21 protein-coding genes are annotated in these 19,351 nt (G+C 69.2%); 10 read left to right on the top strand and 11 right to left on the bottom strand.

All coding sequences use genetic code 11. The features are described 5' to 3' along the window. Positions 1-49: 49 nt before the first annotated feature. On the top strand, positions 50-1,102 hold the full coding sequence (locus CY658_RS13935) for a sugar phosphate isomerase/epimerase family protein (protein WP_101490771.1): 1,053 nt from the start codon (positions 50-52) through the stop codon (positions 1,100-1,102). Here CY658_RS13935 and CY658_RS13930 read toward each other — a convergent pair. After that, positions 1,099-2,397: an aspartate aminotransferase family protein gene (locus tag CY658_RS13930; RefSeq protein WP_101491285.1), complete on the bottom strand. Its 1,299-nt coding sequence runs from the start codon at positions 2,395-2,397 to the stop codon at positions 1,099-1,101. The two genes, CY658_RS13935 and CY658_RS13930, sit on opposite strands and share 4 nt — an antisense overlap. A 120-nt stretch (positions 2,398-2,517) precedes the next feature. Here CY658_RS13930 and CY658_RS13925 point away from each other — a divergent pair, with 120 nt between their 5' ends. The 8 genes from CY658_RS13925 to CY658_RS13895 all read left to right on the top strand — a co-directional run bounded on the left by CY658_RS13925 (position 2,518) and on the right by CY658_RS13895 (position 8,479). Next, positions 2,518-2,991, top strand: a complete 474-nt coding sequence (locus tag CY658_RS13925) for an Lrp/AsnC family transcriptional regulator (protein ID WP_180838946.1) — start codon at positions 2,518-2,520, stop codon at positions 2,989-2,991. Between the two features lie 378 nt (positions 2,992-3,369). Beyond that, positions 3,370-3,627, top strand: coding sequence for a hypothetical protein (locus CY658_RS13920; protein WP_101490769.1), 258 nt, complete (start codon positions 3,370-3,372; stop codon positions 3,625-3,627). Positions 3,628-3,685: 58 nt separating this feature from the next. Further along, the gene (gene infA, locus CY658_RS13915; protein WP_056575080.1) at positions 3,686-3,949 is read left to right on the top strand and encodes a translation initiation factor IF-1; all 264 of its coding nucleotides are present in this window, start codon (positions 3,686-3,688) and stop codon (positions 3,947-3,949) included. 121 nt (positions 3,950-4,070) lie between these two features. Next, the gene (gene dbpA / locus CY658_RS13910; protein ID WP_101490768.1) at positions 4,071-5,513 is read left to right on the top strand and encodes an ATP-dependent RNA helicase DbpA; all 1,443 of its coding nucleotides are present in this window, start codon (positions 4,071-4,073) and stop codon (positions 5,511-5,513) included. A 96-nt stretch (positions 5,514-5,609) separates the two neighbouring features. Further along, on the top strand, positions 5,610-5,780 hold the full coding sequence (locus tag CY658_RS32765) for a hypothetical protein (protein WP_175543319.1): 171 nt from the start codon (positions 5,610-5,612) through the stop codon (positions 5,778-5,780). 88 nt (positions 5,781-5,868) lie between these two features. Next, entirely contained in the window at positions 5,869-6,189 is a 321-nt protein-coding gene (locus CY658_RS13905; RefSeq protein ID WP_101490767.1) for a hypothetical protein, read from the top strand. 18 nt (positions 6,190-6,207) lie between these two features. Continuing rightward, the gene (locus CY658_RS13900; protein WP_101490766.1) at positions 6,208-7,230 is read left to right on the top strand and encodes a MerR family transcriptional regulator; all 1,023 of its coding nucleotides are present in this window, start codon (positions 6,208-6,210) and stop codon (positions 7,228-7,230) included. Between the two features lie 34 nt (positions 7,231-7,264). Beyond that, positions 7,265-8,479, top strand: a complete 1,215-nt coding sequence (locus CY658_RS13895) for an acyltransferase family protein (protein ID WP_101490765.1) — start codon at positions 7,265-7,267, stop codon at positions 8,477-8,479. On the opposite strand, the gene CY658_RS13890 is transcribed toward CY658_RS13895, so the two are convergent. Then, a complete protein-coding gene (locus CY658_RS13890; protein ID WP_101490764.1) occupies positions 8,416-9,303 on the bottom strand; it encodes a LysR family transcriptional regulator in 888 nt (295 codons plus the stop codon). The genes CY658_RS13895 and CY658_RS13890 overlap by 64 nt on opposite strands. Positions 9,304-9,392: 89 nt before the next feature. Between CY658_RS13890 and CY658_RS13885 the strand changes: the two genes are divergently transcribed. Continuing rightward, on the top strand, positions 9,393-10,283 hold the full coding sequence (locus CY658_RS13885) for an EamA family transporter (RefSeq protein ID WP_101490763.1): 891 nt from the start codon (positions 9,393-9,395) through the stop codon (positions 10,281-10,283). Positions 10,284-10,287: 4 nt separating this feature from the next. Here the strand turns inward: CY658_RS13885 and CY658_RS13880 are convergent, their stop codons facing one another. The 9 genes from CY658_RS13880 to CY658_RS13840 form a co-directional block, all read right to left on the bottom strand. Further along, a complete protein-coding gene (locus tag CY658_RS13880; RefSeq protein ID WP_101490762.1) occupies positions 10,288-11,214 on the bottom strand; it encodes a fatty acid desaturase family protein in 927 nt (308 codons plus the stop codon). A 79-nt stretch (positions 11,215-11,293) separates the two neighbouring features. After that, the gene (locus CY658_RS13875) at positions 11,294-12,010 is read right to left on the bottom strand and encodes a GntR family transcriptional regulator (RefSeq protein ID WP_374221109.1); all 717 of its coding nucleotides are present in this window, start codon (positions 12,008-12,010) and stop codon (positions 11,294-11,296) included. Then, positions 12,007-13,281 (bottom strand): NAD(P)/FAD-dependent oxidoreductase, encoded by a 1,275-nt coding sequence (locus CY658_RS13870; protein ID WP_101490761.1) that lies wholly within the window; start codon positions 13,279-13,281, stop codon positions 12,007-12,009. The genes CY658_RS13875 and CY658_RS13870 overlap by 4 nt, the downstream gene beginning before the upstream one ends. Continuing rightward, positions 13,278-13,526 carry a (2Fe-2S)-binding protein gene (locus tag CY658_RS13865; RefSeq protein ID WP_101490760.1) on the bottom strand — a complete coding sequence of 83 codons (249 nt, stop codon included), beginning with the start codon at positions 13,524-13,526 and terminating at the stop codon, positions 13,278-13,280. The genes CY658_RS13870 and CY658_RS13865 overlap by 4 nt, the downstream gene beginning before the upstream one ends. After that, positions 13,523-14,626: an NAD(P)/FAD-dependent oxidoreductase gene (locus CY658_RS13860; RefSeq protein ID WP_101490759.1), complete on the bottom strand. Its 1,104-nt coding sequence runs from the start codon at positions 14,624-14,626 to the stop codon at positions 13,523-13,525. Before CY658_RS13860 ends, CY658_RS13865 begins: the two co-directional genes overlap by 4 nt. Positions 14,627-14,637: 11 nt before the next feature. Then, positions 14,638-15,573 (bottom strand): 4-hydroxyproline epimerase, encoded by a 936-nt coding sequence (locus tag CY658_RS13855; RefSeq protein ID WP_101490758.1) that lies wholly within the window; start codon positions 15,571-15,573, stop codon positions 14,638-14,640. Positions 15,574-15,584: 11 nt separating this feature from the next. After that, positions 15,585-16,727: a branched-chain amino acid ABC transporter substrate-binding protein gene (locus CY658_RS13850; RefSeq protein WP_101490757.1), complete on the bottom strand. Its 1,143-nt coding sequence runs from the start codon at positions 16,725-16,727 to the stop codon at positions 15,585-15,587. 326 nt (positions 16,728-17,053) lie between these two features. Beyond that, complete coding sequence (locus CY658_RS13845; protein WP_101491284.1) at positions 17,054-18,046, bottom strand: tripartite tricarboxylate transporter substrate-binding protein; 993 nt, start codon at positions 18,044-18,046, stop codon at positions 17,054-17,056. Between the two features lie 21 nt (positions 18,047-18,067). After that, positions 18,068-19,273, bottom strand: coding sequence for a M20 aminoacylase family protein (locus tag CY658_RS13840; protein ID WP_101490756.1), 1,206 nt, complete (start codon positions 19,271-19,273; stop codon positions 18,068-18,070). Positions 19,274-19,351 lie beyond the last annotated feature (78 nt).

The following is a 19,351-nucleotide window of genomic DNA, read 5'->3' as shown; positions in this document are numbered from 1 at the left end:
TGTCAGCCGAACCCCCGAAGTATGCTGTGCGGCGCATCAGGAGACACGCATGAAGACGATCAAGGGGCCGGGCATTTTCCTGGCCCAGTTCGCGGGCGACACGGCCCCGTTTCACTCGCTCGACGCCATCGCCGGATGGGCCGCGGGCCTCGGCTACAAGGGCGTTCAGATCCCGAGCTGGGACGCGCGCCTCATCGACCTGAAGCGCGCCGCCGAGAGCAAGACCTACTGCGACGAGATCAAGGGCACGCTTGCGGGCCACAGCCTGGAGATCACCGAGCTCTCGACCCACCTGCAGGGCCAGCTGGTCGCGGTGCACCCGGCCTACGACGCGGGCTTCGACGGCTTTGCGGCGCCCGAGGTGCGCGGCAACCCCGTCGCGCGCCAGCAGTGGGCGGTGCAGCAGCTGCACCACGCGGCCAAGGCCTCGGCGAATCTTGGGCTTACGGCGCACGCGACCTTCTCGGGCGCGCTGGCCTGGCCGTATCTATATTCGTGGCCGCCGCGCCCGCCGGGCCTCATCGAGGAAGCCTTCGACGAACTGGCGCGCCGCTGGCGCCCGATCCTCGATGCCTTCGATGCGGTGGGCGTCGACGTGGGCTACGAAATTCATCCCGGCGAAGATCTGCACGACGGCGTGAGCTACGAGATGTTCCTGGAGCGCGTAGGCAACCATCCGCGTGCCTGCCTGCTCTACGACCCGAGCCACTTCGTGCTGCAGCAGCTCGACTACCTGGCCTACATCGACCACTACCACGAGCGCATCAAGCTCTTCCACGTGAAGGACGCCGAGTTCAACCCGACCGGCAAGCAGGGCGTGTACGGCGGCTTCCAGAGCTGGATCAACCGCGCGGGGCGCTTCCGCTCGCTGGGCGACGGGCAGGTCGACTTCAAGGCCATCTTCTCGAAGATGGCGCAGTACGACTTCCCGGGCTGGGCGGTGCTCGAATGGGAGTGCTGCATCAAGCACCCGGAAGACGGCGCGCGCGAAGGCGCCACCTTCATTCGCGACCACATCATCCGCGTGGCCGACCGTGCCTTCGACGACTTCGCGGCCGGCGGGGCGGATGTGGCGGCCAATCGGCGGATGCTCGGGATCTAGCTCGTCGCGCGGATCGCGTCGTCGAGGATTTCGAGGCCGCGATCGATCTCCGCCTCCGTCACGTTCAGCGGCGGCGCGATGCGCCACACGGCCGCCATGCCGCCGACGGCCACGATGTTCATGCTCAGGCCGCGCGCCATGCAGGCGTCGGTGATGGCCCGGCCGCGCTCGGCGTCGGGCGCGCGGGTCTCGCGGTCTTTCACCAGTTCCACGCCCTGCAGCAGGCCGTGGCCGCGCACGTCGCCGATCACCTCGTGCCGCGCCTTCAGCGTGGCCAGGCCCCGGCTCAGCCGCTCGCCCATGGCGGCGGCGCGCTGGTTGAGCCCTTCTTCCTCGAGCACGTCGAGCACCGCCAGCCCGACCTCGGCCGGCAGCGGGTCCGACACGTGCGAGGTGACGTGCACGAAGCCTTTCTCGTGGCAGTCCTGTTCGATGGCCTCGCTGGTGACCGTGGCGCCGATCGCCAGGCCGCCGCCCAGCGTCTTCGAGACGGTGAGGAAGTCGGGCACCACGCCCATTTGCTCGAAGGCGAAGTTGCTGCCCAGGCGGCCGAAGGCGGTCTGGGCTTCGTCGAGGATGAGCAGCATGCCGCGCTCGCGGCACTTGGCCTGCAGCTTCGGAAAGTAGCCGGGCGGCGGCACGATCACGCCGGCCGAGCTCAGCACCGGCTCGGCAATGAAGGCCGCGAGCGAGCCGCTGGACTGCGCATCGACCATGTCGAAGCCGACGTCGAGGCAGGTGGTGTCGCAGGCGTCGCGGCAATGGCGGATGGGGCAGCGGTAGCAATGCGGCGCGGGGATCGACATGGTGCCGGGCTTGCGCGGCCCGTAGTCGACGTGGTGCCGGCCCGCGAAGGTGAGCGCGGCCATGCCGCCGTTGACGCCGTGCCAACCGCCGTTCAGGCCCACGATCTCGTAGCGGCCGGTGGTCACGCGCGCCATGCGCGCGGCGGCCTCGTTGGCCTCGCCGCCGGTCGACAGGAACAGCGATTTCGACAGCGACGGCGGCAGCATCGCCGCCAGCCGCCCGGCCAGCGCCGGCACGGCCGGCCCGACAAAGCCGCTGTACAGGTGCAGCGCGCCTTCGCAGGCTTTCTCGATCGCCGCGACGATGCGCGGGTGGTTGTGGCCGATGGTGGCGCACATCTGGCCCGAGGTGAAGTCGAGGATCTCGCGCCCGTGCTGGTCCCACAGCGTGGCGCCGCGCGCCTTGACGATGACATGCGGGCTCAGCCCCATGCCGTAGCGCACGAGATGCTTGCTGACCACGGGGTCGTAGGTTGTGCCTTCGGCCATCGGATGCTCCTTGTTCGTCGGGGGAGTCCCAGCGTAGCCATCGGCCACGAAATCGGCTGTCGTTGTGAGGGCCTCAAACCGAAGCCGATTGCCGCCGCGTTGCGCCACACTGGCGGCACCATGAAAACCGGCACCCTCGATCGCATCGACCAGTGCATCCTGGCCGAACTGCAGGCCGACGCGGGCCTGCAGAACCAGACGCTGGCCGAGCGCGTGAACCTCTCGCCCTCGGCTTGCCTGAAGCGCGTGCAGCGGCTGCGGCGAGCGGGCGTGATTCGCGAGGAAGTGGCGATCCTCGATGCCGCGCGCGTGGGTTTTCCGGTGCTGGTGATCTCGCGCGTGTCGCTGCGCAGCACCACGCGCGAGGCGATCCAGGCCTTCGAGCGCAAGGTGCATGCGCTGCCGCAGGTGCTGCAGTGCCACTGCGTGGCCGGCGAAACCGACTTCGTGCTCGTGATCTGCGCGCGCTCGCTGCCCGCCTACCAGGCCTTCGCGCAGGAGCAGCTCGGCGACGCGCTGGAACTGGAGAACTATTCGAGCGACATCGTGCTGTCGACCACCAAGTTCACGACCCGGCTGCCACTGGACAGCTGAGTTGCTATATTTTTAATAGCTAATGATGCAAGACAGGCGCCACTTCGACGCCTTTTTCATGCAGTCGTTGTTTTTAAGACAAGCAACTGTCATGCCCTGCAAGCTATAATGTCGGGTTCGTTTCGATACCACGACGAAGAATTTCGTCACTCCCGCCGGCTGACCTGCACTGTCCTTGGATTCTTCAGGCCTCTCATTTTCAAGCCGGCTTCACAGTGTGTTGGAGCGCCAGACCGGGCGCCCATGATTGCCACCACTGCCTTCGTTCCTGTTGAAGCGAATTGCGCATCCCCCGCGCCGTTGCGGCCGGTCCGCGTCCGTTTTCAATTATTTTTCAGGCTCTTCGCGCGCTGTCTCTGCGCGCGGCGCCAAGGCTTCATGGACATCATTCAACACAGTATCGCGGTGGGCAAGTACCTTGTTTCCCCGCTCATTCGACACCAGGACGACGGCGGCTTTGCCGCCTCCGTCTCGATCCGCTCCGGCCACGGCAGCGGCATGCACGACCGCGTGATGCGTTTCACGCCGCGCTTTGCCAGCCACGCCGCGGCGCTCGGCTACGCCATCGAACAGGGCCTGGGCTGGGTGCGCGAACGCGCACCGGTGGCCCCTCTCGCACTTCCGTGCGCGGCCTGAAACAATTACGCCCCATTCCATCTCCAACACACATCGAACGATTCAGAGGTAATCACTTATGCCCAAGGAAGAACTGATCGAAATGAACGGCGCAGTGACCGAAGTCCTGCCCGACTCGCGCTACCGCGTCACGCTCGACAACGGTCACCAGCTGATCGCCTACAGCGGCGGCAAGATGCGCAAGCACCACATCCGCATCCTGGCCGGCGACAAGGTGTCGCTCGAGCTCTCGCCCTACGACCTGACGAAGGGCCGCATCACGTTCCGTCACCTGGAACGCCGCGGTCCCCCGCCAACCAACAACAACTCGCCCCGTCGCTGAGCGACGCCCGGCCGGCCTTGCAGAGCGCCCTCCCGGAGGGGGCCCTGCAAGGCCTTTGTCTTTTCCGGGCGTCCCTTTTCCTTTTGCGTCTTCCTGTCTGTATGTCTCCGGCTGCCGAACGATGAACTCCACCACCTCCCCAGCCGGCGGCCTCCAGGCCGAACCCCACGGCTTTGCCACGCTGGCGCTTTCGCCCCAGATGCTGGCCAACCTCACCCAGCTCGGCTACACGCAGATGACGGCCATCCAGGCCGCCGCACTGCCGCCCGCCTTGCTCGGCAAGGACCTGATCGCGCAGGCCAAGACCGGCAGCGGCAAGACCGCCGCCTTTGCGCTGGCGCTGCTGTCCAACCTGAACCCGCGCCGCTTCGCCATCCAGGCGATGGTGCTGTGCCCCACGCGCGAGCTGGCCGACCAGGTCACGACCGAAATCCGCCGGCTGGCGCGCGCCGAAGAAAACATCAAGGTGGTCACGCTCTGCGGCGGCGTCGCGCTGCGCGGGCAGATTGCCAGCCTGGAGCACGGCGCGCACATCGTCGTGGGCACGCCGGGCCGCATCATGGACCACCTGGAGCGCGGCAACCTCGACCTCTCGGCGATGAACACGCTGGTGCTCGACGAAGCCGACCGCATGCTCGACATGGGCTTCTTCGACGACATCGTGACGGTGGCGCGCCAGTGCCCCAAGGAACGCCAGACGCTGCTGTTCTCGGCCACCTACCCCGAAGGCATCGCCAAGCTCGCGCAGCAGTTCATGAAGAACCCCGAGCAGATCACCGTGCAGGCTCAGCATGAAGGCAGCAAGATCCGCCAGCGCTGGTACCAGGTGAAAGACAGCGAGCGGCTGCACACCGTGAGCCTGCTGCTCGACTATTTCCGTCCCGTGAGCACGCTGGCCTTCTGCAACACCAAGCAGCAGTGCCGCGACCTCGTCGAGGTGCTGCAGGGGCAGGGCTTCAGCGCGATGGCGCTGTTCGGCGAGCTGGAGCAGCGCGAGCGCGACCAGGTGCTGGTGCAGTTTGCCAACCGCAGCTGCTCGGTGCTCGTGGCCACCGACGTGGCGGCGCGCGGGCTGGACATCTCGCACCTCGAAGCCGTGATCAACGTCGACGTGACGCCCGACTCCGAGATCCACATCCACCGCGTGGGCCGCACCGGCCGCGTGGGCCAGCAGGGCGGCTCGGAAGGGCTGGCGCTCAACCTGGCCAGCATGAACGAGATGGGCTTCGTCGGAAAGATCGAGCAGCTGCAGGGCCGCGAATCCGAATGGCACAACCTGGCCGAGCTCACGCCCGCCCCGGGCGCGCCGCTCACGCCGCCGATGGCCACGCTGCAGATCGTCGGCGGGCGCAAGGAAAAGATCCGCGCCGGCGACGTGCTGGGCGCGCTGACCGGCGACTGCGGCTATGCCAAGGAGCAGGTCGGCAAGATCAACGTCAACGAGTACTCGACCTATGTTGCGGTGGACCGCAGCATTGCCGAAGAAGCCGCACGCAAGCTGGACAACGGCCGCGTGAAAGGCAAGAGCGTCAGGGTGCGCCTGCTAACACCGCAGTCGACCTGACATCCGTCCCATGGCCCCTCGTTTCGGCGCTTGGCAGATGAAATCTGCCGATGTGGCCTAATCGGGGGTCGAACATCCTATTTATCCGAGCTTTCCATGCCCAAGAAAATCCGTACCGAAGCCGACCGTCTTGCCAGCCCGAAGCCGACGCCCATGCCCGGCTACACCGCGCCTCGCACCGGTGGCGGCCAGAAGATCAGCCTCGAGCGCGGCACCGCCACGCGCAGCAAGAAGAACCCGGGCAAGCGCCCCACCAAGGGCGGCTGATCCAGCCCCCGCGGCTCTTTCTTCGGAGCCACGACGAACGCGCCCCCGGGCGCGTTTTGTCATTGGGCCCGCCAAAACCAAGGCCGCCATGTCCGACGACAACCAGATCTACATTCCGCCCTCGTTCTTCGCGGTCTACAGCGACGCGCGCCAGCGCCTGCGCGAGCCGATCGACGTGGTGCGCGCGCGCTACGAAATCTGCGAAGACCTCGCCGGTCACCTCGTAGGCCATGCGCAGATCCAGCACCACACCGAGGTGCCGGTCGAAAGCGAGATCCTGCGGCGCATCCACGCGGGGCTCGCCACGCCGGAATCCGGCGTGGCGCCCGCCGAGGCCGAATGGATCGTGCAGCGGCTGGCCGAGCTGCTGGGCTGGCCCGGCCCCGAGCCCGTCGCAGCCGACGATTAAGAAAAGCAGGGGCGCACGGTGCGGCTCAAGGTCGGAGAACTCGCCAGGCGCACCGGCCTCACGGTGCGCACGCTGCACCACTACGACGCCGTCGGCCTGCTCGTGCCCTCGGCGCGCTCCGAGGCCGGCTACCGGCTCTACGACGCCACCGACATCGGCCGCCTGCACGCGATCCAGGCGCTGCGGCTGCTGGGCCTGCCGCTGGCCGACATCGACGGCCTGCTGGCGGCGCAGGGCGGGGCGCTGCCGGACATCCTCCGGCGCCAGATCGTCTCGCTCGACGAGCAGATCGCCCAGGCCACGGCGCTGCGCGAACGGCTCGGCCTGCTCGAACAGCGCCTGAGCGACGGCGACCCGCCCGGCCCGCAGGACTGGCTCGCCACGCTGGAGCAGATGAGCACCTACGCGCGTTATTTCAGCCCGGCCGAAGTCCAGTCGCTGATGACCAACGGGAAGGCCGTGGCCGCGCTGTGGCCACCGCTGATCGCCGAGGTCACGGCGTGCATGGCCGGCGGCGTGCCGGCCGACGCGCCGCAGCTGCAGCCGCTGGCCGCCCGCTGGATGACGCTGATCGGCCTCTGGATGGACAGCGACTTCGACCGCGTCACGCGCTGGCGCGAGATGTACCGGCGCGAGCCGGTGGTGCGGCTCGACAACGGGCCGTCGGCCGAACTCATCGCCTACATCGAACAGGCCATCGGCCTGCGCATGGCCGCGCTGCTGCGCCACCTGAGCACCGGCGACCTGGCGCGGCTCGGCCCGCCGCCCGACGACGAATGGCGCCAGCTGGCGCACGAACTCGCCGACCTGCAGGCGCGCGGCGTTGCGCCCGGCGACGCCGCCGTGCAGGCCATCGCGCGCAGCTGGGCGCAGCTCTTCGAGGCCTTCACCGACCACGACCCGGCCCTGGCGGCCCGCCTGATGCAGGCGATGGCCGCGGAGCCGGTGCTGCAGGCCGGCGCGGTCGCCACGCCCGCCGTGCGCGAGTACCTGCTGCGCGCCATGGCCCTGGCCCGGCCCGACGCCACCACACCCCCTTGACCCTGACGTTGCGTGAGGCTCGAGAGTGGGCCTCATGAACAACGCACCCACACCTCAACGGCTCCACGCGCTCGACAACCTCCGCGCCCTGATGATGTGGCTCGGCATCGTGCTGCACGTGGCGATCAACCACCTCACTGTCGATTCGCCGCTGCCCTGGCGCGACCCGAAGACCTCGCCGGTCGCCGACCTGCTGCTGCTCTTCATCCACAGCTTTCGCATGCCGGTGTTCTTCGTGCTGGCCGGCTTCTTCGTCGCGCTGCTGGTCGAGCGGCGCGGCGCCCACGGCATGCTGAAGAACCGCAGCCTGCGGCTCGCGCTGCCCTTCGCGATCTTCTGGCCGCCGCTGTTCGTGGGGACCGCGGTGCTGGCGATGGCCTACATCCACCTGACCGTGCGCGGCGTGCCGGGCATCGACACCGCACTCACGCCCGCGCGGCAGCCCGGCGGTTCGCCCTTCAACACCATGCACCTGTGGTTCCTCTACCAGCTGTTCTGGCTCAGCGTGCTGGCCTGGGCCGGCGTGCGGCTGCAGCGCTTCGTGCCGGCGCGACTGCGCAATGCCGTCGCGCGCGGCTTCGCGGTGCTCGCGGAACGCCGCTGGGGTTTCGTGGTGCTGGCGCTGCCGCTGGCGGTGACGGGCGCTTTCCATCCGTCCGGCTTCGTGATGGAGAGCGGCGCGTTCCTGCCGCCGTTCTCCGAGTGGATGCAGAGCGGCCTGTTCTTCGTGTTCGGCTGGTATGTGCACCGCGACCAGGAGCGCCTGCTCGCGCGCTTCGCTGCGCGCTGCAAGGGCCTCGCGTTCACCGGATTGGCCTTCTTCGTTGTGACACTCGCGCTGCTGGACGCCATGCGCGGGCCCGGTGCGCACCGCCTGCCGCACCCCGAGTTCTGGATCGCCTTCGCCTACAACGCGACCTCGTGGCTCTGGAGCATGGCGCTGATCGGCGGCTTCCTGCGCTACCTGCCGCGCCAGAACGCGGTGCTCGCGTACCTCTCGCACAGCGCGTACTGGGTGTACCTGGTGCACATGCTCGGCACCATCGGCTTCGGCATCCTGCTGTTCCACGCGCCGCTGGGTGCGCTCGCGAAGATGGGGCTCAACATCGCGGCCACCTCGCTGGTGGCGCTGGCGAGCTACCAGCTGCTGGTGCGCCACACCGTCATCGGTCGGCTGCTGAACGGTCAGCGCGCCGCAAACCGTTCCAGCAAAAAGTCGACAAAGGCACGCGTCTTCGCCGCCAGGTGACGCGACGGGTACACGGCGTACACCGGCGTACGGTCGGCCTCCCAGTCGTCGAGCACGGCTTCGAGCCGGCCCGCCGCCAGCTCGTGCTCGACGTAGATGCGCGGGATCAGGCTCACGCCGAAGCCCGCGAGCACCGCGTCGCGCACGGCGATGCTGGAGCTGACCTTGTAGCGCCCGTCGATGGGCACCGCCACGCTGCGCCCGGCGCGGCTGAAGGTCCATTTGTTCGCGTGGCCCGACAGGGTGAACTGCACGCAGTTGTGGGCCTTCAGGTCTTCGGGCGCGGCGGGCCGGCCGGCGGTGGCGAAGTAGCCGGGCGCGCCGCACAGCACGTGCGTCATGGTCATGAGCTCGCGCGCGACGAGGCTCGAATCTTCCAGCCGGTCGCTGCCGCGGATCGCGAGGTCGTAGCCCTCGCCGATGAGGTCGGTGCGCGTGTCCTGCAGGTTCAGCTCGAGCCGCAGGTTCGGGTGGCGGTCCATGAAGGCGGGGATGTGCGGCGAGATGCAGGTCAGCGCAAAGGTCAGCGGTGCGCTCACGCGCAGCACGCCACCCGGGCTCGCACCCACGGGCGCCAGCGCAGCGTCGGCCTCGTCCAGGTCGTCGAGGATGCGCGCGAGCCGCTCCACGTAGGCCGCGCCGGCCTCGGTGAGGCTCATGCTGCGCGTGGTGCGGTTGATGAGCCGCACCTTCAGGTGCGCCTCCAGCTCGGCGATGTTCTTGCTGACGGCCGCGGCCGACAGCCCCAGCTGCCGCGCGGCGCCGGCAAAGCTGCCCGCGGCGGCGGTGGTGCGAAAGACCTTGAGGGCGGTGAGATGGTCCATGGGCAGGCGTTCGATTGACGACTGGCGGTAAAGAATCAATTCATTATTCGGACATTCACAACCATGGGTCAATTGAATAGATTCAGGCCATGACTTCCCGCACCACCGACGTCCTGCTCACCGCCATTGCGCCCGCGATCTGGGGCAGCACCTACATCGTGACCACCGAGCTGCTGCCGGCGAACTACCCGCTGACGGTGGCGCTGCTGCGCGCACTGCCGGCGGGCCTGCTGCTGATGCTCATCGTGCGACAGCTGCCGCCCCGGGCGTGGTGGGGGCGCATCTTCCTGCTGGGGGCGCTGAACTTCTCGGTGCTGTGGGCGATGCTGTTCCTGGCGGCCTACCGGCTGCCGGGCGGCGTGGCGGCCACGATCACCTCGGTGCAGCCGCTGTTCGTGGTGTTCCTCGCCGGCCTGCTGCTGGGCGCGCCGGTGCGCGCGCTGTCGGTGGCGGCGGCCGTGATCGGCATGGGCGGGGTGGCGCTGCTGGTGCTCACGCCGAACGCCACGCTCGACGCGCTGGGCATTGCCGCGGCGCTCACAGCGGCCGTGTCGATGGCCTTCGGCACGGTGCTGAGCCGGCGCTGGCAGCCGCCGGTGTCGGCGCTGACCTTCACGGCCTGGCAGCTGACGGCGGGTGGCCTGCTGCTGCTGCCGGTGGCGCTGTGGCTGGAACCGCCGCTGCCCGCGCTCACGGCGATGAACTGGGTCGGCTTCGCCTGGCTCGGCCTGATCGGCGCCGCGCTCACCTACATCGTGTGGTTCCGCGGCGTGGCCCGGCTGGAGCCCTCGGCGATCGCGCCACTGGCCTTCCTGAGCCCGGTGACGGCGGTGATCCTGGGCTGGGCGCTGCTGGGCCAGAGCCTGTCGGGCTGGCAGATGGCGGGCATCGGCATCGTGATCGCGAGCATCTGGCTGAGCCAGCAGGCGCAGCGCGGTGCGCAGCCGGTGCCGGCGGTGCAGCCCGCACCGAGTCGTTGAGGTTTCAGCCCACCGGCGCGGCGCGCCGCAGCAGCTGCAGGTAGCCGGGCTGCACTTCCATGCGCGCGGTCGCGCCCCGGCGCTGCAGCAGGCGGTGCGCCTTCGGCAGCGCCCAGCAGGGCAGGTTGGTGAACATGTGGTGCTCGCAGTGGTAGTTGACCCAGTAGGGCGCCACGAAGATGCGTTCGAGCCAGCCGGCGTGCGTGGTGCGCGCCTGGCGCAGCGGGTCGGCTTCGTTCTGCGCCACCAGCGCATGCTCGGCGATGTTGCGCACGCGGCTCACGAGCGGCAGCCAGGTCGCCATCGGCAGCAGCCACATCAGCACCCAGGCCCACCAGACCCCGGCGAGCGTGAAGGCCAGCAGGCCCAGGCCGTTGCCGATGAGAAAGCGCTTGTCCTTTGCCAGCGCGCGCCCGAACACGCGCAGCGCCGACTCGCCCGGCGCGCGCTGGCGAAGGGCCTCGGCGATGTGGCCGAAGCGCTGCTTGTAGAAGGTCTGCCCGCTCAGGTCGCGCACGACCTTGCGCCACATCGAGTCGCGCGAGATCGGAAAGGGCGCCGACAGCACGAGGTCCGGGTCTTCGGTCTGTTGCACGAAGCGGTGGTGCTGCAGGTGGTACGGCCGGTAGTCGCGCAGCGTGGGCGAGCACAGCCAGTAGCCCACCCAGTCGTTGACCTTGCGGTTGCGGTGCAGCCCCGCGTGCGCGGCGTCGTGCATGAGGATGAACAGGCCCAGCTGGCGCGTGCCGACGATCGGCACCATGAGCGGAATGGTCCACGGCCACACGATGCCCACCGCCATCGCGGCGCCGATCACGCCCCAGCAGTGCGCCACCAGCCACAGGCCCCGCCACGACGAACGCGTGGTGAGCGATTGCCATTCGTCGGGGGTGAAGAAGTCGTCGGGTTGAGCGCGGGGTGCAGCGGCCATCGGGCCAGTATGCGGCGAAGGCGCCGGCAGATCACGCGTAGTTCCCCGGTATGGACGCGTGCGGGCGAGGCCCTTCGGCCTACTTGTCGATGATTTTTCGGGCGAAGACTTCGAGGTAGTCCATGAGCCGCTCGGCGCCCGCGATGGCCGCGGCCTCGTCGCCGGTGGCGATGCCCTGCGCCAGTTCGAGGTGCGCGTTGGCGCCCTCGACGATCTCGCCCTCGTGCTGGTAGGCGTACCAGAAGCGCCGGCACTGCACGATGAGCGGCACCACCGCCTTCACCGCCGAGTCGTTGTGGCTGGCGTGGTGCGTGACGAGGTCGAGCGCGCGGTCGGCGTGCATGTAGTCGGTCAGGTCGCCGCGGCCGGCGGCTTCGACCATGGCCTCGGCGCAGCGCACGATGGCCTGGCGCTGCGGCGCGGTGGCGCGGCGCGCGGCGCAGGCCGCAATCAGTTGCTCGAGCACGCGGCGGGTCTGGATCACGTCGAGGTGGTCGGCCAGGTCGATGGTCGACACCAGCAGGCCGCGTCGCGGCTGCTGCACGATGAGGCCGATCGACACCATGCGCATCAGCGCCTCGCGCACCGGCGTGCGGCCCAGGCCCGTGCGCTCGGCCAGCTCGGCCTCGACGATCTGGCTGCCGGGCTCCAGCTGCATGGTGGACAGCAGCGCCTCGATGGCGTCGTAGGCCAGGTCGGCCGCGCGGCGCTTGGGCGGGGGTCGGGGAGCGGTCTTCGGGGCGGCCATGGTGGGGATGTGGGTGTGCTCGTGCGTGTACAGATGCGGGGCCGTCATTGTCGGGCGTCGCCGGGCGCTGCGAGCCCGGCCAGTGTCTCGATGCGGACCGGCACCAGCGGCGGGCGCGGCGCGGGCGGCGTCCAGCCGAACAGGAACTGCGCCGCGTCGCCGCAGACGCGCCCCTGGCAGGCGCCCATGCCGCAGCGGCGGTGCAGCTTGGCATCGGTCCAGCCGGTGCAGGCCGAGAGCGCGGCAAAGGGCACGTCCTCGCAGCGGCACACGAGCGTGTCGGGGCGGGGCAGGGCCTTGAGGTCGTCGGCCAGCGCGAAGCGGCGGTGCAGTTGCGCCGCGAAAGCGTTCCAGCGCGCGCGTTCGCGGTCGTGGGTGCGGGCCTTGGCGGTCTCACCGACGGCCGCATGACCGGCGATGGTGCCCTGCACCAGCGCGCGCTCGCTGCCGCCGAAGCCGGTGCACTCGCCGGCCGCGTAGACGCCCGCGACGCTCGTGGCCTGCAGCGGATCGACTGCGATGGCTTGGCCCGTGAGTGCGCAACCGAGCAGCTGGCCCAGCTGCGTGTTCGGCGTGAGCCCGAAGCCGCAGGCGATGCGGTCGCAGGCCATCTCGACCTCGCGGCTGCCTTGGCGCAGCCGCACCGATTCGACCTGCGTCGTGCCTTGCGCCGAGACCACACGCGTCGCCGTGCGGTAGCGCGCATCGGCCAGCGTGAGCGCCTGCACGGCCTTGCCGGGCCAGCGCACGAGGCTGGCACCGAAGGCCGCGACCGAAGCGAAGGACGCCTGCTCGGCGATGCGCAGGACCTGCGCGCCCGCCGCTTTGGCCGTGGCTGCGGCGGCCAGCAGCAAGGGTCCGCTGCCTGCGATGACGATGCGTTCGCCCTCGACCGGCAGGCCCGCCTTGATCAGCGCCTGCAGGCCGCCCGCACCCGTCACGCCGGGCAGCGTCCAGCCGGGGAAGGGCAGCAGCAGTTCGCGTGCGCCGGTGCACAGGATCAGCTTTTTCCACTGCATGCGCGTCGCGCCGTCGGCGTCTTCGAGCAGCAACTCATGCGAAGCAGGCGCAGCGACGACACGCGTGCCGCTGCGCACGCGGATGTTCGCGTGGCGTGCGAGCGCATCGCGCCACTGGCGCGCCACGGGCGGCAACGAAGCGCCAGGGCCGTCGCGCCAGATCTGTCCGCCGGGCGCGGGGTTGTCGTCGATCACCACGACCGACGCACCACTCGGCGCCGCCGCCACGGCCGCAGCCATGCCCGCGGGGCCCGCGCCGACGACCAGCACATCGCACGTGTCGAACGCCACGCCGCTCATGCCGTCGTCTCCACGCGCATGCCCTCGGCGCACACGGTCTGGCACGCGAGGCGTCGTCGCCCATCGATCTGCACGCGGCATTCCTGGCACACGCCCATGCCGCAGAACGGCGCACGCGGCTGGCCCGTGACCGAGGTGCGCGCCGCGCCCATGCCGCCCGCAACGCGCAAGGCGGCGGCGACCGAACTGCCCGCCTTCACGCGCACCAGCTGGCCATCGATGTGCAGTTGCGTCTGATCGCTCATGCCCTCTCCCGCAGGCCGCGCGGCGCGTACGGCGCGGCGTCGAAATCGGGCGTCGCGCCGGTCATCAGCGCCGCGAGCACATGCGCGCTGCCCGGCGCCGTGGTCACGCCCAGCCCTTCGTGCCCGACGGCGAGCCAGAGCTTCTCGCGCCACGGGTGCTTGCCCAGCAGCGGCAGGCCGTCGGGCGAGGCGGCGCGCAGGCCGGTCCACGCACGCACGGCGTTCAGGCCAGCGAGCCCCGGCAGGTAGTCGAGCGTGCGCTGCAGCATGCGCGCGAGCATCGGCGCCTCGACGGCCAGGTCGGTCGTGTCGAACTGGCGCGACGAACCCACCAGCAGTTGCCCCGTGGGCCGCGGCTGCACATTGAAGGCGACCGAGTCGCCGTCGCTGTGGTGCGCACTGGTCACGTAGCCGAGCTCGACGAGTTGGTGGTGCACCGTGCCCGGGTAGCGGTCGGTGATGAGCAGGTGGCCCTTCTTCGGGCGGATCGGCAGCTCGGGGCACAGCGCCGTCGCTTCGATGCCGTTGGCGAGCACGACCTGCGGCGCGCGGCGGCGGCTGCCGTCGGCCAGGCGCAGCGTGCCGTCGTCTTCAAGGGCCTCGACCTTCGCGTGCTCGACGTGCACCGACGCCGCATGCTGCGCGAGCAGCCAGCGCGCCGCATTCGGCGCATAGAGGATGCCGTCGCCCGGCACTTCGAGCGCACCCGACAGGCCGGCGCGCAGGGCAGGTTCGGCGCGCGCGAGTTCGGCCGCAGTCAGCAGCCGGCTCTCGATGCCGAGCGCGCCCAGCCGCTGCTGCTTGCGTTCGGCTTCGGCCATTTCTTCGTCGTTCGCCGCGATCCAGAGCGTGCCGCAGGGGCTGTAGGCGCAGTCGGCACCCAGGCGCGGCGCAAGGGCGCGCCATTGCGCAACCGAATGGCGGCTGAGTTCGAGCTCGGCCGCGTTGTCGTCCATCACCACGAGGTGGCCCATGCCCGCGCCGGTGGCACCGCCCAGGCGCGCATCGAGCACGCACACGCGGCGGCCCGCCTGCGCCAGCGCATGGGCACACGCCGCGCCGACGATGCCGGCGCCGATGACGATGACGTCCGCGTCCATGCGCGCCGGTGTCAGAGCCGGATGCCCCAGCCGAAGGGATCTTCGTCTTCGATGAGCAGCGTGGCCTCGGCGCTGATGTGCGCGCGGCCGCGCAGCGTGGGAATGACCTGGTCGCCGTCCATCGCGTAGCTCGCCTCGAAGACGCTGCCGATCACGCTGGCCTGCGTCCACACCGCACCCGGCGCGAGCTTGCCGTCCGCCGCGAGGCAGGCGATCTTGGCGCTGGTGCCGGTGCCGCAGGGCGAGCGGTCGTAGGCGTTGCCGGGGCACAGCACGAAGTTGCGGCTGTCGGCGCCGGCATCGTCGTCAGCAAAGAGTTCGATGTGGTCGATCTCCGCGCCGTTCGCGCCCGTGATGCCCTGCGCCGCCAGCGCCTTGCGCAACGCGGCCGTGTAGTCGGTGAGCGCCGCGAGGTTGTCGCTCGCCACGCGCTGGCCGTGCTCGCTCACGAGGAAGAACCAGTTGCCGCCCCACGCCACGTCGCCGCGCACGGCGCCGTGGCCGGGCACGTCGACCGCCACCTGGTGCAGGTGCCGGTAGGCGGGCACGTTGCGCACGCTCACCGAGCCGTCTTCATGCAGCGTGGTCGTCACCGTGCCGACAGGCGTCTCGATGCGGTGCTCGCCCACGCCGATGCGCCCCATGTGCGCCAGGCTCGCGACCAGCCCGATGGTGCCGTGGCCGCACATGCCCAGATACCCGGCGTTGTTGAAGAAGACCACGCCGGCCGCCGCATCGGGCGATACCGGCTCGCACAGCAGCGCGCCGACCACGACGTCGCTGCCGCGCGGCTCGAGCACGGCGGCTGCGCGCCACTTGTCATGTTGATCTGCCAGCAGCGTGCGGCGCTCGGCCATGGAGCCTTTCCCCAGATCGGGAAAGCCGCCGATCACAAGGCGCGTGGGCTCGCCGCCCGTGTGCGAGTCGATGACCTGGATGCGTTGCATACGTGTGGAGCTCAGTAGCTTGCAATCGGCACCGGGGCCGCGTTCTTGAACGTGAAAACGGTGATGGGCGCCTGCTTCATGTTGCCCTTGTCGTCGTACGCGTAGGTGGCGGCCACGCCCTTGTAGGTGGTCTTGTAGAGCTCGGCGCCGACCTTGTCGGGGTCGATGGTGTTGGCCTTCTTCATCGACTCGCCGATGAACAGCACCTGGTCGTAGTACGAGGCGGCGTACGCATCGGGATCGATGTTGAAGCGCTTCTTGAACTTCTCCTTGAAGGCCGGGCCGCTCTGCGCCTTCTCGAGCATCGAGCCGCCTTGCGCGCAGAACACCAGGTCGTTCACCGCGTCGCCGCCGATCTTGCCGGTGGCCGGGCTGCACACGGTGTCGCCGCCCAGCAGCTTGCCGGGCACCGCCAGCTGCTTCATCTGGCGCGCCATGGGCGCGGCCTGCGGCGCGTAGCCGCCGAAGAAGATCGCCTCGGGCGCCTTGCCCTTCATGTTGGTCAGGATGGCGGTGAAATCGACGGCTTTGTCGGTGGTGAACTCCTGGCCCACGATCGTCAGGCCCTGCTTCTTGGCCTCTTTGGTGAACTCTTCGGCGAGGCCCTGGCCGAAGGCCGTGCGGTCGTCGATCACGCCGACCTTCTTCACCTTCAGTTCCTTGGCCGCGTACACGGCCATGGCGCCGCCGATCTGGTTGTCGCTCGCGATGATGCGGTACAGGTTCTTGTAGCCGCCCTGCGTGACCTTCGGGTTGGTGCCCACGGTGGACACCAGCGTGCCGCCGTCGCTGTAGATGCGCGAGGCCGGAATGGCCACGCCCGAGCAGTACGGGCCCATGACGAACTTGACGCCGTCGTCGACGAATTTCTGCGCCACGCTCACGCCGGTCTTGGCGTCGCACTGGTCGTCTTCGGAAATCAGCTCGAACTTCAGCGTCTTGCCGCCGACGCTGAGCTTCTTCGCGTTGAGCTCCTCGATGGCCAGGCGGATGCCGTTTTCATTGTCCTTGCCCGCGAAGGCGTTGGGACCCGACAGCGGACCGCTGTGGCCGATCTTGACCACCTGCTCCTGCGCGTGCGCGGGGCTTGCCACGGCCAGGGCCACAAGGCCCGCGAGACTGAGTGAGGAAACCATGCCTGCTTGTGACTTCATGCTTCGTCCTAGGGTTAAGAACAATGAAAAACGACAGGGCCGACTCCACGGCTACCTGTCGCAGTTTAAATATATTAAGTACATATCTTGTAGATATCTGTGGGGCAAGCGCTCTTCCGGGCTGCGGGCTTCTGTGATATCTGTGAACAAACGGGCCGCTCAGGGCGGCGATCCCGCCGACGGGGAGCCCCACGACAGCGCCCAGCGTGCCCGGGACACTGGGTGCTTCCCGCAGCGAAATCAAGGAGGAGCGAAGCGGGGGACATTCGCGGAGGGAAGTACCCGGTGGCCCGGGCACGCGCCCCGAACAGGAGCGCAAAAAAAGGTCAGTCGACCTTCGCCCCCGAAGCCTTCACCACCACCCCCATCGCATCCCAATCCGCACGCAGCAGCTTCTGGAAAGCCTCGACGTTCTGGCTGCGCGGCTCCACGCCCAGGCGCTTGAAGCGTTCCTGGATCACCGGATCGGCCAGCACCTTGTTGGCCGCCGCGTTGATGCGCTCGACCTCGACCTTCGGCGTTGCGGCCGGCGCCAGCAGGCCGATCCACGAATCGAAGGCGTAACCCGGCAGGCCGCTCTCGCCCACCGTCGGCAACTTCGGCAGGAAAGGGCTGCGCGACTGGCCGGTGGAGGCCAGCAGCTTCAGGCGCGCGTCGTCCTGGAAGCCCATGACGCCGATGCTCGACGAGATCACCGCCTGCACGCGGCCCGCGAGCACCTCGTTCACGGCCTCGCCGGTCGACTTGGTCGGGATGTGCGTCATCTGCAGCCCCGCCTTCGCGAGGAACGACGCCATCGCCAGGTGCGTGGCGCTGCCGTTGCCGGCCGAGGCATAGTTGTACTTGCCGGGGTTGGCCTTGACCTCCTTGATGAAGTCGGCCGTGCTCGCCACGTTCATGCCGCTGGCCACCGCCAGCACATAGCCTGCGTTGCCCACGTTGGCCACGCCGACAAAATCCTTCAGCGGGTCGTAAGGCAGCTTGCTGTACAGAAAGCCCGCGATGTTGTGGCTGGCCGCCGCCAGCACCAGCGTGTTGCCGTCGGCCGGTGCCTTGGCCGCCATCGCCGCGCCCACCGTGCCGCCCGCGCCCGCGCGGTTCTCGACGATGGCGCTGCCGCCGAGCGCGGCGCCCAGCTCGTTGTTGAAGGCCCGCGCCACCGTGTCCTGCACGGCGCCCGTGCCGAAGGGCACGATGATGTGGATCACGCGCTGCTGCGCATGGGCCAGGCCGAAGCTACCGAGGGCCAGGGCGGCTGCCGCGGCAGCCAGCGAACGTCGGGTCAGCAGAGAAAAAGTCATGGGCGGAGCCGCTTTCATCATCGTCAACAAAAAAATGGGTCAGGCGCCCGACGGCAGCCAGCGCTGCACCAGCTTCACGAAGTAGCTGGCACCGATAGGGATGATCTCGTCGTTGAAGTCGAACGAGGTGTTGTGGATGATGCAAGGGCCGGGCCCGTGGCCGTCGAGCCGGTGGTCGCCGTCGCCATTGCCCAGGAAGGCGTAGCAGCCGGGCCGCGCCAGCAGCATGTGCGCGAAGTCTTCGGCGCCCATCACGGCGGGAAAGTCGTCGGTGACCATGTCGTCGCCCACCACCTCGCGCATCACGCCGGCCGCAAAGCGCGCTTCGGCCGCGTGGTTCACCACCGGCGGCGACGAGCGCTTGAAGAAGATGTCGGCCGTGCAGCCGTGCGCCATGGCCACGCCCTGGGCCACCTCGCGCAGGCGCGCCTCGATCTTGTCGATGGCGTCGACGGAAAAGGTGCGGACCGTGCCGCCCACCGAGGCCTCGTCGGGAATCACGTTGGGCGCGTCGGAACCCTGCAGCTGCGTGACCGCGAGCAGGGCGCGCTCGGTGCTCGGAATGGTGCGCGGCACGATGGTCTGCAGCTGCTGCGCCAGCGTGACCACGGCGGCCACTGGGTCGATGCCGGTGTGCGGCATCGAGGCGTGCGTGCCGCGCCCGCGCAGCGTGACCTTGTAGGTGTTGCTCGACGCCATCAGCGCGCCTTCGTTGAGCGCAAAACGGCCCACGTCGCCGACCGGGAAGTTGTGCAGCGCAAACACCGCATCGCACGGGAAGCGATCGAACAGGCCCTCGTCGATCATCTTCTTCGCACCGGCCTTGCCCATCTCTTCGGCGGGCTGGAAGATGAAATGCACCGTGCCATCGAAGTCGGTGGGGCCCTGCTGCGACAGGTGCCAGGCGGCGGCCAGCAGCATCGTCGTGTGGCCGTCGTGCCCGCAGGCGTGCATGCGGCCCGCGTGCGTGGACTTGTGGGCGAAGTCGTTGGCCTCGTTCAGCGGCAGCGCGTCCATGTCGGCGCGCAGGCCGATGGTGCGGGTGCCCGTGCCCTTGCGCAGCACGCCGACCAGACCGGTGCCTGCGATGCCGCGGTGCACCTCGATGCCCCATTCGGTGAGCAGGCTCGCGACCTTCTCGGCGGTGCGGTGCTCCTCGAAACCGAGTTCGGGGTGCGCGTGGATGTCGCGCCGGATGTCGATGAAGTGGGTGGCGTGGGCGGCGAAGGCGTCGACGAGATTCATGGCGGGCGGCGGCAGGGTCGTTCGAGAAAACAGAAGCGAACGATTCTGGCGCAGCCGCCCGCGCGGCGCATGCTGGCT

It is taken from the genome of Variovorax sp. RO1 (assembly GCF_002849325.1).
Lineage (GTDB): Bacteria > Pseudomonadota > Gammaproteobacteria > Burkholderiales > Burkholderiaceae_C > Variovorax.
This window is presented reverse-complemented; position numbering and strand designations above follow the sequence as displayed.